The sequence below is a fragment of the Nocardia sp. NPDC057353 genome, from assembly GCF_042667085.1.
Taxonomy (GTDB): Bacteria; Actinomycetota; Actinomycetes; order Mycobacteriales; family Mycobacteriaceae; genus Nocardia.
The window spans coordinates 19864-32753 of record NZ_JBHVAK010000015.1 but is presented as its reverse complement, the minus strand read 5'-3'; the positions used below and the strand labels follow the sequence as shown (position 1 = coordinate 32753).

The following is a 12890-nucleotide window of genomic DNA, read 5'->3' as shown; positions in this document are numbered from 1 at the left end:
CCGCGGTGCCCGCCATCTCCCGCGACGAGGTCGCACACCTCGCCCGGTTGTCCCGGCTCGCGCTGTCCGACGACGAACTGGATCAGTTCGCCGGACAGCTGGACTCGATCCTGAGCCACGTGCGGACCATCTCCGAGGTGGCCGCCGCGGACGTCCCGGCCACCGCGACGCCGAACCCGGTCGCCAATGTCACCCGGTTGGACGAGGTGCGGCCGAGCCTCACCCCGGAGCAGGCGCTCTCCGGCGCGCCCGCCGCCGAGGAGCAGCGCTTCCTGGTCCCGCAGATCCTGGGGGAGAGCGAATGAGCGACCCCACGCAGCTCTCCGCCGCCGAGCTCGCCGCGAAGATCCACGCCCGCGAGGTCTCCTCCGAGGAGGTCACCCGCGCGCACCTGGACCGGATCGCCGCGGTGGACGGCGAGTACAACGCCTTCCTGCACGTCGCGCGGGACGAGGCGCTGGCCGCCGCCCGCGTAGTCGACGCGAGCCTGGCCGCGGGCGAGGCGCCTGCCTCGCCGCTGGCCGGAGTTCCGTTGGCGCTCAAGGACGTCTTCACCACCACCGACATGCCGACCACCTGCGCCTCGAAGATCCTCGAGGGCTGGATGTCGCCGTACGACGCCACGGTGACGGCGAAGCTGCGCGCCGCGGGCATTCCGATCCTGGGCAAGACCAACATGGACGAGTTCGCCATGGGCTCCTCCACCGAGAACTCGGCCTACGGCCCGACCCGGAATCCCTGGGACACCAGCCGGATTCCCGGCGGCTCCGGCGGCGGCTCGGCCGCGGCGCTCGCCTCCTACCAGGCGCCGCTCGCCATCGGCACCGACACCGGCGGCTCGATCAGGCAGCCCGCCGCGGTCACCGCCACCGTCGGCACCAAGCCGACCTACGGCACCGTCTCCCGGTACGGCCTCGTCGCCTGCGCCTCCTCGCTGGACCAGGGCGGGCCGTGCGGGCGCACCGTGCTCGACACCGCGCTGCTGCACGAGGTGATCGCCGGGCACGACCCGCGCGACTCCACCTCGCGCGACGTGCCGGTCCCGGCCGTGGTCGCCGCCGCCCGCGAGGGCGCGCGCGCCGATCTCGCCGGGGTGAAGGTCGGCGTGGTGCGCGAGCTGCACTCGGACAGCTACCAGCCCGGCGTGCTCGCCTCCTTCGACGCCGCGGTCGCGGTGCTGAAGGAGCTCGGCGCCGAGGTGGTCGAGGTGTCCTGCCCGAACTTCGAGTACGGGCTGCCCTCCTACTACCTGGTCATGCCGTCCGAGGTCTCGTCCAACCTGGCCCGCTTCGACGCCATGCGGTACGGGCTGCGCGCCGGGGACGACGGCAAGCACAGCGCCGACCAGGTGATGGCGCTGACCAGGGCGGCCGGGTTCGGCCCCGAGGTCAAGCGGCGCATCATGCTCGGCACCTACGCGCTCTCCGCCGGGTACTACGACGCCTACTACGGCCAGGCGCTCAAGGTGCGCACGCTGATCGCCCGCGACTTCGACCGCGCCTACGAGCAGGTCGACGTGCTGGTCTCGCCGACCAGCCCGTTCACCCCGTGGAAGCTGGGCGAGAAGGTGGACGACCCGCTCGCCATGTACCTCTCCGACCTCTGCACCCTGCCCACCAACCTGGCCGGGCACCCGGCCATGTCGGTGCCGTCCGGGCTCAGCGCGGACGACGGGATGCCGGTGGGGTTGCAGATCATGGCGCCCGCGTTCGCCGACGACCGGCTGTACCGGGTGGGGGCGGCGTACGAGGCGGCTCGGGGGCCGATCGCCTGATCCGCTCGGTCACGGGCGTTCGTAGCGAACGTAGAGCGGCGAGGCCAGCACCACCGGGAAGGGCAGCCCCGGTGGTCGCAACACTGCGGTGACCCTGGCGTGGCCCGCGAGGTAGGGCGCGGTGTCCCTGAACTCGTTGCCGCACGCCACCTCGCGGAAGTACGTCGTCAGATCACGGTGCGGTTCGGTGCCGTCGGCGACCCGGTCGAGCAGTCGCCGGAGCGTCCGCTCGGCTCCGGCGCGGTGCGCCGCGGTCAGGGTCTCGAGCAGATTGATGCCGCCGGTCGCCAGGGAGTAGCCGCCCGGCCTGCCGTGCTCGGCCGCCGCGGCGGCGGCGAACTGCAGGTGTTTCCCGGAGCCGTGCAGCAAGATCCGCGGCGTCGCGACGGTCAGCGGCTGCGCCTCACAGAACAGCACGCCGCCCGCGGCGGGATCGGCCTCGACGTGGGCGAGGCCGATCCAGCCCTCGAACATCACCCACTCGCCCGGGTAGACGTCGGGCTCGGTGTAGTAGCGTCCCCGTTCCTCCAGGTGCTTCACGAGCTTCTCCAGCTTCCGCTGGTCGCCGCCGACCACGGCGGGCTCCACCTCGAGCGCGGCCTCGACCGGGCTCACCTTCAGCCCGGCGTTCACCTTCGTGGCGCGCAACCGTTCCCACCAGTGCGATTTCGGCGCCATGAATTGCCGAACCTTGTCGCTGGAGCAGTAGGCGAACTCGTTGTACACGGAGACTCCGTTCATCGGGTGAGGGAGGACATGGACCAGCCGTCGCCGAAGCGTTCGGTGGCGAGCTCGATGCGGCCGTCGACGAGCGCCGCGACCTGGATGCGCCACGCGGCGCCGACCGTCAGCGCCACCCGGTGGCACGGTTCACCGGAGAGCCGGTGCCACTCGGGGACCCTCTTCGTGGCCACATCCGTGACCCAGAGCCCGTCCGGCCCGGCCGCGGCGACGACGGTGGAGCCGCGCAGGCCGATGCAGGCGATCTGCTCGAATCGGGTGGGCGCGGCGATGGGGTCGATGGACATCCACCGCCCGTAGCGCCGCTCGAACACCGTGAGCTCGGAGGTTCGACCCATCGCGTAGCACACCGGTTCTCCCCACCGGTTGGAGCAGATCGCGGCGGTGCGGACGTTCGCAAGGTGCAGCCGGTCGGAGTCGTCTCCGGTCAGGATCACAAGCTCGTCGGCCGGATCGGCGGCCGCGATCACCAGTCCGCCCGCGTGGTCGATCGCGGCATCGAACACCCGCCGGGCGTAGGGTCCGCCGTCCCGGCGAACGGGGGCGTCGGCGCCGGTCACCTCGATCGTCGACAACTGGTCCGAGACCGGGTCGACCACCGCCGCGGTGACCGTGCCTTCGGGACCGCGCAGAGCGACCAGCCCGGCGCCCGCCACCGCGCGGCCCGCTTCCCGCCACGAGGTTCCGCTCCGGAACCAGAGCGACTCGTTCTGCGCGATGACGAAATCGACCGCGCGGCCTCCGCCGTCCGTCGCCGACCGGATCACGACCGGTGCCTGCGGTGCCTCGGTATCGGTGACGAAGACGCGTGGCCTGCCCGAGCCGAGTCGGAGCCTGGTCACGCCGAGGCCGGTCAGCGTGGTGACCGTGGTGGTGTGGAACCCGTCGACGGTGACGTCCAGCTCCCGGTGGTGGTCGTCGCTGTGTCTGCGGCCGTCGAACTCGGCGAGCGCCGCTGCCCAGTCGCGCAGCGAGGTGGGGCGGTCCGCCGGAGATTCGGCGAGCGGCAGTACCACGTGCCTGGCCAGATCGGCGGGGAAGCCGTCCCGGACCAGCCGGTCGTAACAGTCGGTGGCCGCGGCGTGTTCGCTCGGACGCACCCCGGTGAGCAGGAAGGAGATCACGCCGCCGTAGGAGTACCGGTCGGAGGCCAGGGTTCCGCAGCCGTTCCTGGCCTCCGGCGCCGTGTATCCGGAGTTGTTGACCACGGTGACCGAACCGCTCCGGGTCGGCACCGTGAAGGTGAAATCGATCAGGAACAGCCGGGTGCCGTCCCTCGAGATCATGACATTGGCCGGGGAGATGTCGCGGTGCACCAGCTGCACCTCGCTCCCGGCGATCCCGTCGACGATGCGCGCGAGTTGTTCGGCGACCCAGCAGACCTGTTCGAACGAGCGCTGCGTGGTGAGCCAGCGGGTGAGATCGACGCCATCGATCCAGCGCGAGACGACGTACAGGGTGCGGCCCGTGCCCGGTTCTCCGTGCGGATGCGGACGCGGGCCCGGGAAGACATCGATGGCTCCCTCGACGCCGGGGACCTCCTGTCGCACCTGGACGGTGGCGTTCAACGCATCCCGCGACCGCCGGTACCAGCGCTCCATGGCGTTGTCCGGAGTCTCATTGTGCCCGGGCACGAAATTGTGCGCGTGCAGGATCTTCACGGCCCAGCGATATCTGCCGCCGTTTCGCTGGGGAGAGGTAGCCTGCCACAGCGTGCCCTCGCCGCCGCTCGACACCAGCTCTTCGAGCCGGTACTCGTCCGGATTCTCGGCACGGCCGATGCGATAGCCCGGTTCGATATCGAGATCCGAACGGACCTGCTGCTCAGTCACGGTAGGTCCATGCGGATCGTCGGGAATCCGGTGCCGGCGGAGCGGGCGTCGAACAAGGAGCCGTCGCCGACATCTCAGTGTGCAATGCACCGAGCAGTAACTGCAGGCGCTCCATGATCAGCACCTGAATTTGAGCGGGTGTGCCGACAGCACTGCCAACGAGTTGCCCGATCGCGGCGTGATCGGCTCCGGCCCGCGCCAGCTGCTCGAGGAACTCGGTGAGCCGGGAGAATACCTGCTCAGACCGTGTGCATCTGAACCCATCGGTCACATTCACCACAAATATTTTCGGATCCGTGATCGGCGTCCCGAACTCACGTCCCAGCAGCACGAGCAGGTGATCGTCCGGCCAAACCTGCTGACCAAACACTCGTTCACTTTCAATATTGCATTTCAGCACGGAATCCATGAGCAGGTCGCGTACTTGGGTCCGGCGCCTGTCCCATTCGACGCCGCTGTTGCTCAGCCCCTGAAGCGCAGTGACGGTTCGCTCGTGTAGCGGCCCCGGTGCGGGTGGTGTGCCGAGTCGATCCTGGATCCGGTGTGTCATACCAGCGCCGATACCGATGAAGTAGCGTTCCAGCACGTCCAGCCCACCGACGGTCGCCGGATCGCCTCCTCCCACCTTGACGAGTTCCGCGAGCAGTGCGTGATCGGGGACGATGCTGTCGTTCGGCTGATACCCCCGGCGGCGGAACATCTCTGCTGTGCTGATGCCGATAGCGTGCAGCCGAATGTCGAGGCTTTGGTGCAGATGCGCTACCAGGCCGATCGGCTCATCGACGGTGACGACCATCTCGCCGGTGGCGTCCTCGCCCTGCGGAGACCAGTTCGCGCCATCGCTGACGAGCACGATCAGCTTCTCGTTGCCCGGCCGTCCGTGCTCGCAAAGAAGGTTTGCCGCCTCGTGCACCGCATTGCCGATGTTGGTCGCGCCACTCGCCCGGAGCAGCGCGACCGCCTGTCGAAATTCGGTTACCACCTCCTCGGACGAACTGCCGTCCACCTGGGCCATACCGCCGCCACGGGGAAATTTGTGCCGCACCGCTTCGTTGAACTCGATGATCGCGAGCCGGGAAATTCGGCCCGAAACCTGCAGCCGGATCTCGAGGAGTTCGGTCAGCGCCTGCTTGAGGGCATCCAAACGGGTGCACCACTGCTGTCGGGCCCTCAGCCCCTCCCGGTCTGCGGGAATGTCGTCAACGGTCATCGAGGTACTCACATCGGCGAGCACGACGATATCGACCCCGGCGCGCACAGACGAGGCATGGAGCTCGATCTTGGTATCCGGTGTCAGCCGGGCCAAACCGGCCGGCGCCCCGTTGAGTTCGATCTCCCGCACCGGGTACGGCACGGTGGTGACCGGCACGGTGAATCCGGCTCCGTCCGGCGGAACCCACAGCAGGGTGCCCGCCAGGTGCGCGGCTGCGATGTCCCGCGCCGCGTCGCCTGGATCGAGTTCGGTCGGCAGTTCCAGGACGATGCGCCGCACGTCGGCAGGCCGGGCCGGGTCGAACCGCCAGCCCAGGGTGGCGGCATCCCGCTCGATCTCCCACGAGGCCGCGAGATCGTCGGTAATCGCGACGTGATTCGCCGGGACCTGGGGTAGCTCGACCGCGGTCACGGCAGCCTGGAGCAACTCGGCGTCCGCCGACACCTGGAGCAGGCCGGGGCCGCTTCCGCAGCCCTCCGGCACTCCGATGCGGTGCCCGGTGAGCGGGCCGCTCGCGGGCACGACCGCCAGCCGGTGCGTGGACGAGTTGATGGTCATCGGCGCCGATCTCCTTCGAACCGAACGTCGACCCCGAGCTGCTCGCTGTAGAAGCGGATGCCACGCCCCTGCGCTCCGATGAACAGGCCGCGGTACTGCTCGGGAAGGTGGATGAACAGAATGCCGCGCCGCGACCGCCCGCGGTGGTCGGCCGGCGGGTTGTAGTCGGCCATGGTGAGCGCGGCTGCGATCTCGGCGCCACCCCGGGGTACCTGGCCGACCACGAGTTCGCGCAGCCGCCCCACGAGGCGTTCGCCCTGCTCGTTCCCCCGGGTGATCACTCCGAGCTGGTTGTCCCAGTCCGCTCGGGCCCGCCCGAGCGCGGACGCGAACCGCTTGTGGCCGCGGAGGCCGTCGCTCTGGCTGCAGAGCACTCGGTGCAAGCGGGTGAAATCGCTCACGAACTCCGGCCGATAGCGGCGCAGGGTGTGCCCGAAGCCGCGCAGGCTCGGCATGCGCTCACGATTTCGGCGGGCTGCCGTTCCGACGATGATTCTGGCCACGATCTCCTCGCCGGAGAGGCCGTTGATCCGGCTGTGCGGCCCACACTGCGCCAACCCCATGCGCTCCCCGCCGTACACCTGCCAGCGCAACGCGTGTCGCGTGCACATCCGGGTGTCGCACTGCCGGTATTCGGCGGAGAAGTGTTCACACCGGACGGTTCCGATGTGGGTGCAGCCCGTCGACGAGCACTGCGGGAAGGCGATCTCGAAGCACGAGGGGCAGTAGTTGATGTCGGGGTCGCGGGGGTGCTGCCTGCGGTGGTTCGCACACCACGCTCTGTGGTGCCTGCAGTTCGTCCCGGCGCACCGGAAAACCGCGGGAGCCGAGCATTGTTCGCAGTGCGGCCGATGGTCCTGGCAGGACGGGGTCAGCGCGCCGTCGAGGATGACCACATGCTGGTCGCAGACCCGGTTGTCGGTGCCCTCCGCGGGGCAGGCCGCGCACACGAACGGGGCGTAGCGGGCCGCGCTGTTCGCCGCGCAGTGTTTGCAGCGGTAGCGCAGCGTCGGAGATTCCCGGATAGCCACCACGGAGAAGGCGGTATTCCGGTCGATCGTCAGTACCGCGGCGGGAACCCGCACGATCTCGAGCCGGATCGTCCCATCCGGGCCGTCGAAGGAGTGCACGCGCCGATCGCGAAGATCCCGGCCGTGCAGCGCGGGCTCCAAGGCTTCCCACAGCCCTGCGAAGCCGGTCGCGGAATCGTGTTTGGTGCGCGTCTCCCGGAGATCGAGCACCAGCTCCACCGCGTCCGTCACGATCCGTTCGCCCTTCGGTCCGCCTGCTGGGGCCTGGCGCCGCCGCGGCGTTGGTCGCCGAAATTTCGATCGGGTCTGCCCGTGTGCTTGCGTCCGCCGGAGCTGCTCGACCCGGTCGACCTCCTGCCCCCCGACTGCAACAACCGGGCCTGTCGAATCCGGTCCTGCCACGCGCCGAGCGTGATCGCGGCGGGGTTCGGCGCCACCGTGTGCACCCAGCTCAGCAACGGCCCTCCGGGAGCGGGATCGGTCAACCCGGCCAGCACGCGATCGGTGAGTTCCCGGTCGCCGCCCATGGCCCAGCGCGCCAGCAGGTCGGATTCCGAGTTCCGGCGCTCGACGCCGAGGCCGGGCAGTTCGAGCGGCAGCAGCACCGGTGCCAGCTCGGTGGCGTCGACATCCAGGTTGCGCAGCTCCACCGCCAGCGCGCGCAGCGTGCTCCGCGCGACGATGCGGGCGGGCCGGAGCGCGACGCCCGCTCCTTCCGCCTGCCGGTGACCGCCGTGCGGTGAGCGGTCGTTCCTGGTGCGGGGCGCGGAACGCTTGTCGTCCGTCGCGAGCTGCGCGCGCAAGCCGTCCGCGACTGCTCTGGCGCGGTTGTCCTCGAGCATCCGCTGCGGCACGTTCCCGATCCGGCGGCCGTCGCGCACCATGCGTCGGGCCTGCATGGCGGACGCGGCGAGCAGCAGCGCCTGAGCACGGAGCCCGGCGAGGGTGGCCGCGCTGTCGAGGCAGCGGACCACCACCGTCATACTGCCGTCGGGTGCGGTGCCCGGGTGAATGTCCATCCGGTCCAGCAGCGCGACCCCGTCGCGCCTGCGCAGCTCGGCCTTGACCCGCTCCAGGTGGGCCGGTGTGGTGGAGGCGAGGAATCGGGTGGCCAGGTGCGAGCCCGAACCGGCCAGCCAGCGGGAACCGACTCGATCGCGCGGTGCGCCCGCGACGGTCCGGCCACGACCGAACAGTGTGATGAGCGTCGGCACCTGCGTTCGCAGCAGGTTGCACAGCACCTCCTGCTCGACGGAGGAGAGCACTTCGAGCACGTGGGTGTCGCCCGCCAAGGGTGCGCGATGCTGGGTGGTCCCCAACCCCGGCGGAAGTACGTACCCTCCTCGCCGCCGGGCGATCTCGGAGATCCGGTCGAAGGTGGCGGCCATGGCCGCGAAGGTGTCGCTCCTGGTCGCGGCCGTGCCGAGCCACGTAAGGGGGACCTGAACCGCGAACAGCCCCGGCGATTCCGGTACCGGCGCGACCACCGGAGCCGGGATGACACGGAAATCCCTGCCCAGTTGTCCGGGATCGGCGCCGGGAACGGCGAAGGTCTTGCTGAACCCCTGTCGCGCTGCCCCGTTCCGGGTCATAGTCGCCAGCATGGGGTCGATGGTCATTCACGTCCGGTGCGGTCGCACCGGGAAACTGGAAAAACGATCGAAACTAAGACACGGCTATCACTGTCCGTGCAGGGATTCCGCGCGGGTCTTGATGCCGTCGGTCATGCCGGTGAAGCCGCGGCGCAGGTCGGCGCCGAGCAGCGCCTCGACCACCGGGTGCAGCCAGCCGTCGAGCTGGAAGTGCGAAGCGTAGCGGGTGCGGTTCGCGTCCAGCGCGGTGACGGTGTGCGAGCGCAGGCTGTGCAGGGTGCCGAGCGGGACCGGCTTCATCCGGTAGCTGAGCGTGCTGCCCGGGGTGTGCTCGACGATCCACTCGCGCTGCCTGCGCGGTTTCGCTCCGCGCAGGCGGACGTGCATGTCGATGGGGTCGCCGGGCTCCAGGGTGCTGCGGCACTCCGGGACGAAGGGGTTCCACTCGCCGTAGCGGGGCAGGTCGGTGACGACGTCCCAGACCAGATCGGCGGGGGCGTCGATCTCGACGACGTGATCGAGGACGAAGGCCATGCGGCGAAACTAGAACAAGTTTCACTTCGGGGCAAGGTGGGTGGGGCAGCCGCCGAGTGCGGTGCCCTGGTCGGCGCCGTAGCGGTGGCCGTGGCCCGCGGGGGCGTCCAGTGCACCGAGCAGGTCGGCGCCGGTCTGCAGGAAGGTGAGGAGCGGCTGCCACGCCGGAACGGGGGCGTCCGGGCGGGTGGCGGAGAGGTCGGGGGCGTGCCAGAGCAGGCGGGGGGACCAGTGCACGACCGGGTCGGAGCGGTTGGCGAGCACCGTGGCGCCCGCGCGGTGCACCGCGCCTGCGGGCGGGCCCGCCCAGAGGACGGCGCAGGTGCGGCGTTGCTGGTCGGCGGGGTCGGCGAAGACGGCGCTGCCCGCCCAGGCGCCGAGGCTCTGGCCGTACATGTACAGCCGGGGTGGGTCGGGGAGCGTTGCCAGGCGGTGTTCGAGCGCGGTGAACAGGGCGCGGGCGGAGTCGGCGGCGCGGTCGCGGTCGGTGACGAAGGTGACCCAGCTCGGGGCGGCGGAGTACTGCACGGCCACCACGGCCACATTGCCCGCGAAGCGGGTCTCCAGGCCGCGCGTCGCGGCCGCGTCGAGCCAGCCGGAGCCGGTGGGGACGGCCAGGACGAGGTGGTCCCTGGCCAGGCCGCCGGTGCGCTCCAGTTCGCGGAGGGCGAGGGCGACGCGGTCGTCGAGGGTGGGGGCGGAATTCAGGCCGACGTAGACCCGGACCGCGTCGGTGCGGCCGTCGGCGACGAAGCGGCGGCCCTGGGTGCCGAGGGAGTCCCAGGGGACGGTGGAGTGCGCGGAGCCCGAACGGGTGTACGGGAGTGCGGAGTTCGGTGTCGCGAGCGCCTGGGCGCCGAAGGGGTGCGGGATGGTGGCGAGGACGCCGAGCACGAGTGCGCCCGCGGCGGTGCGGCGCGGAGCCCGGCGAATCACGCGGAGCAGCAGGATCGGGGCGGCGAGGAATGCCGTGCTGAGCAGGGCCCACAGCGCCCAGTGGGCGGGGGTGAGCTGGGGGGTGTGCATGGCGCTGCGCAGGGTGTGCTGCCAGGAGGCGGCGGCCGCGCAGCCGACGAGGACCGCGCCCGCGGTGAGCGCGAGGACCGGGCCGCGGTCGGCGAGTTCCCCGGCCGGTCGGCGAGGATGCGGGCCGGATCGTCTGCCGAACTGGCGCAGGATTGCCCCGGTGGCGGACGTGCCCGCGAGGGCGATGGCGACCAGCAGGGCGGTCAGGAGTGCCTGCGTGAGCGGGCTGCGCGGCAGTAGCCCCGGCGCGAGCGACGCGACGATCGCGAAGCCGGCCGCGAGTGTGCTCGGCACGCGCGGCAGGACTTCTGCGCGAGCGGAGAATGCCGTGGTCGTGGTTGCGGGGCGCTGCGCATATCCGACGCTCACCGCTGCGCCGCCCCGTCGAGCCGTGCCGTGTCGTCCGGTCGCACGCTGTCGGGTCTTGCGGTGCCAGGCTGTGCGGTGCCAGGCCGTGCGGCTTCCGCGTGCGCGGGAACGTCCGCCCGCGCGGGGGCGTCCGGGGGTGCGAGCGCGGGCACGCCACGCCCCCTTCCGCGCCGGGAGAAGCGGAGCGCGACCGCGCCGGTGGCGAGGACGCCCGCACCGGCGAGCATGCCCGCGTTGTTCCCCTCCGGATCCGGGACCGTCACCTCCTCGACCACCGGAACCCCGTAGTCCTGCCGATGCGAGTTCGCGGTGACCGCGGCGCTCGCGACGTCCGCCATGAAATGGCAGCGCGTGCGGGAGAACTCGTCCGCGCGCACCTCGCACGCCCGGTGCATGTGCCCGGCGAGCGCGGCGTCCAGGTCGCGGCGCGCCCACGGGCCGAGCGCGGCGCCGCGCGCGTCGGCGAAGCGGAGCAGGTCGTAGCCGAGATCGTGGCCCTTGCACGGGAGTTCGAACTCGACCGGAAGGGTGACGGGGGAGGAGCAGCCGCCGTCGGGGCGCACGACGAGCCCGTCCAGCAGCTCGGGGTGGTAGCCGAACTGCTCCGCGAACCCCTGCGGCACGGCCACGCCGATGTCGTCGGTGCTCAGCGCGAGCACCGCGGCCGCGACGCCCGCGTCCTCGGCGGGCGCGCTCGCCGCCGACTCACCGGCGGTCAGGGCCAGCGCGGGGGCGACGACGAGGGCGAGCACCGCCCCGGTGGCGGCGACCGCCACCGGCCCGCGGTGCGGTGCGCTGCGCTTCCATCTGCTCATGGCGGTCGACGCTAGGGCGGCCGGTGCCGCGGTCACCTCCCGCTCGGGTCGCCTTCGGCGCCGGTTCCGGCGGGGGAGCGGGTCGGGGGGCCCGTACCCGGGTAGGGGGTCCGCTTCATCCGCCGGGGTGAGGACAGTGCACGCCCGAGTTCCTACTGTCGAGGTCATGAGGGAAATCAGGGTAACCGTGCACCGGTGCGCACCGTGAAACGCCGACTGCGGAGCATGCCCGCGCGGTTCTGGGTCGACGTCTGCACGCTGATCGCGGTCGTCACCCTGTACTCGGTGGCCTGGCCGACGCTGCACGTCACGCACGTGGTGACGCCGCCGGTGCAGCCCTTCCTGGCCGCGCTCGCCGCCTTCCCGCTGCTGCTGGTGCGGGTGAACCCGGCGCTGGGCTGGGCGGTCTCGGCCGGGGCGGCGCTGCTCATCGCGGTCGCGGTGCCGCACCAGCCCGGCAACGACCTGCCGTTCCAGGTGGTGCAGCTGCTCTGCCTGATCGCGCTGCTCTTCGCGGTCGGGCTGCGGGCGCCGATCCCGCTGGTCGGTGTGGCCTGGCTGGCGACCTCGCTGCTGGTCGGCACCGCCATGCCGGGGGAGGGGGCGCTGCTCGGCTGGCCGCTCGGGTTCGCCGCGCTCATCCTCTTCGCGCTGCTGATCCGCTGGCTGGTGCTCTCCCGGCGGCAGCTGTCCGCCTTCGAGGAGGAGAACGAGCTGGAGCGGGCCCGGCGGGCCATCCTGGAGGAGAAGGCCAGGATCGCCCGCGACCTGCACGACGTGGTGGCGCACCACATGTCGCTGGTGGTGGTGCAGGCGCAGACCGCGCCGTACCGGGTCGAGGGGGTGAGCGCGGGGGCGCGCGCCGAGTTCGAATCGATCGGCGCCACCGCGCGCGAGGCGCTGAACGAGATCCGCGGCATGCTCGGCGTGCTGCGCAGCGACGGGCAGCTGCCCGAGCACGCACCGCAGCCCACCGCCGCCGAGCTGCCCGCGCTGCTGGACGCCACCCGGCGGGCAGGCGTTCCGCTCACCTGGACGGTCGAGGGCGAGCTGGCGGCGGTGCCGGAGACGGTCGGGCTGGCGCTGTACCGGATCGTGCAGGAGTCGCTGTCGAACGCGTCCAGGCACGCGGCCGGGGCCGAGGTGCAGGTGGCCGTGGTGTGCGGGGCCGAGTTGACGGTGTGGATCGGCAACGGGCCGGGGACGCCGGGGCCCGCCGGGAACGGCGGGCACGGGGTGGCCGGGATGCACGCCAGGGCGGTCTCCGTCGGCGGCGAGCTGGTGGCGGGGGTACGGCCCGGCGGCGGGTACGACGTGCGGGCGCGGCTGCCGCTCGCGGCGGGGGTGACGTTGACGCCCGCTGTCGCGGAACGGTGAGCTACGCGACCCCCGGAACCCGGGGCAC

The 12890-nt window shown here is 71.6% G+C and carries 11 protein-coding genes; 3 read left to right on the top strand and 8 right to left on the bottom strand.

The window, feature by feature from the left end; genetic code table 11:
• The first annotated feature begins 5 nt into the window (after nt 1-5).
• Nucleotides 6-305: an Asp-tRNA(Asn)/Glu-tRNA(Gln) amidotransferase subunit GatC gene (gene gatC, locus ACFUUZ_RS10275; protein WP_378694705.1), complete on the top strand. Its 300-nt coding sequence runs from the start codon at nt 6-8 to the stop codon at nt 303-305.
• The gene (gene gatA / locus ACFUUZ_RS10270) at nt 302-1774 is read left to right on the top strand and encodes an Asp-tRNA(Asn)/Glu-tRNA(Gln) amidotransferase subunit GatA (RefSeq protein ID WP_378694567.1); all 1473 of its coding nucleotides are present in this window, start codon (nt 302-304) and stop codon (nt 1772-1774) included. The genes gatC and gatA overlap by 4 nt, the downstream gene beginning before the upstream one ends.
• Before the next feature lie 9 nt (nt 1775-1783).
• Here gatA and ACFUUZ_RS10265 read toward each other — a convergent pair whose 3' ends face one another.
• The 8 genes from ACFUUZ_RS10265 to ACFUUZ_RS10230 all read right to left on the bottom strand — a co-directional run bounded on the left by ACFUUZ_RS10265 (nt 1784) and on the right by ACFUUZ_RS10230 (nt 11485).
• Nucleotides 1784-2515 carry an SAVMC3_10250 family protein gene (locus ACFUUZ_RS10265; protein ID WP_378694565.1) on the bottom strand — a complete coding sequence of 244 codons (732 nt, stop codon included), beginning with the start codon at nt 2513-2515 and terminating at the stop codon, nt 1784-1786.
• Nucleotides 2512-4347 (bottom strand): serine/threonine protein kinase, encoded by a 1836-nt coding sequence (locus ACFUUZ_RS10260; RefSeq protein ID WP_378694563.1) that lies wholly within the window; start codon nt 4345-4347, stop codon nt 2512-2514. The genes ACFUUZ_RS10265 and ACFUUZ_RS10260 overlap by 4 nt, the downstream gene beginning before the upstream one ends.
• Nucleotides 4340-6118 (bottom strand): VWA domain-containing protein, encoded by a 1779-nt coding sequence (locus ACFUUZ_RS10255; protein ID WP_378694561.1) that lies wholly within the window; start codon nt 6116-6118, stop codon nt 4340-4342. The genes ACFUUZ_RS10260 and ACFUUZ_RS10255 overlap by 8 nt, the downstream gene beginning before the upstream one ends.
• Entirely contained in the window at nt 6115-7380 is a 1266-nt protein-coding gene (locus tag ACFUUZ_RS10250) for a hypothetical protein (RefSeq protein WP_378694559.1), read from the bottom strand. Before ACFUUZ_RS10250 ends, ACFUUZ_RS10255 begins: the two co-directional genes overlap by 4 nt.
• Entirely contained in the window at nt 7377-8741 is a 1365-nt protein-coding gene (locus ACFUUZ_RS10245; RefSeq protein ID WP_378694558.1) for a hypothetical protein, read from the bottom strand. The genes ACFUUZ_RS10250 and ACFUUZ_RS10245 overlap by 4 nt, the downstream gene beginning before the upstream one ends.
• An 87-nt stretch (nt 8742-8828) precedes the next feature.
• The gene (locus tag ACFUUZ_RS10240) at nt 8829-9275 is read right to left on the bottom strand and encodes an SRPBCC family protein (RefSeq protein WP_378694556.1); all 447 of its coding nucleotides are present in this window, start codon (nt 9273-9275) and stop codon (nt 8829-8831) included.
• A gap of 21 nt (nt 9276-9296) precedes the next feature.
• Nucleotides 9297-10595, bottom strand: coding sequence for an alpha/beta-hydrolase family protein (locus ACFUUZ_RS10235; RefSeq protein WP_378694554.1), 1299 nt, complete (start codon nt 10593-10595; stop codon nt 9297-9299).
• Between the two features lie 71 nt (nt 10596-10666).
• Nucleotides 10667-11485, bottom strand: a complete 819-nt coding sequence (locus tag ACFUUZ_RS10230) for a hypothetical protein (RefSeq protein WP_378694552.1) — start codon at nt 11483-11485, stop codon at nt 10667-10669.
• A gap of 225 nt (nt 11486-11710) precedes the next feature.
• Here ACFUUZ_RS10230 and ACFUUZ_RS10225 point away from each other — a divergent pair, with 225 nt between their 5' ends.
• Nucleotides 11711-12862 (top strand): sensor histidine kinase, encoded by a 1152-nt coding sequence (locus ACFUUZ_RS10225; protein ID WP_378694703.1) that lies wholly within the window; start codon nt 11711-11713, stop codon nt 12860-12862.
• The last annotated feature ends 28 nt before the right edge of the window (nt 12863-12890 follow it).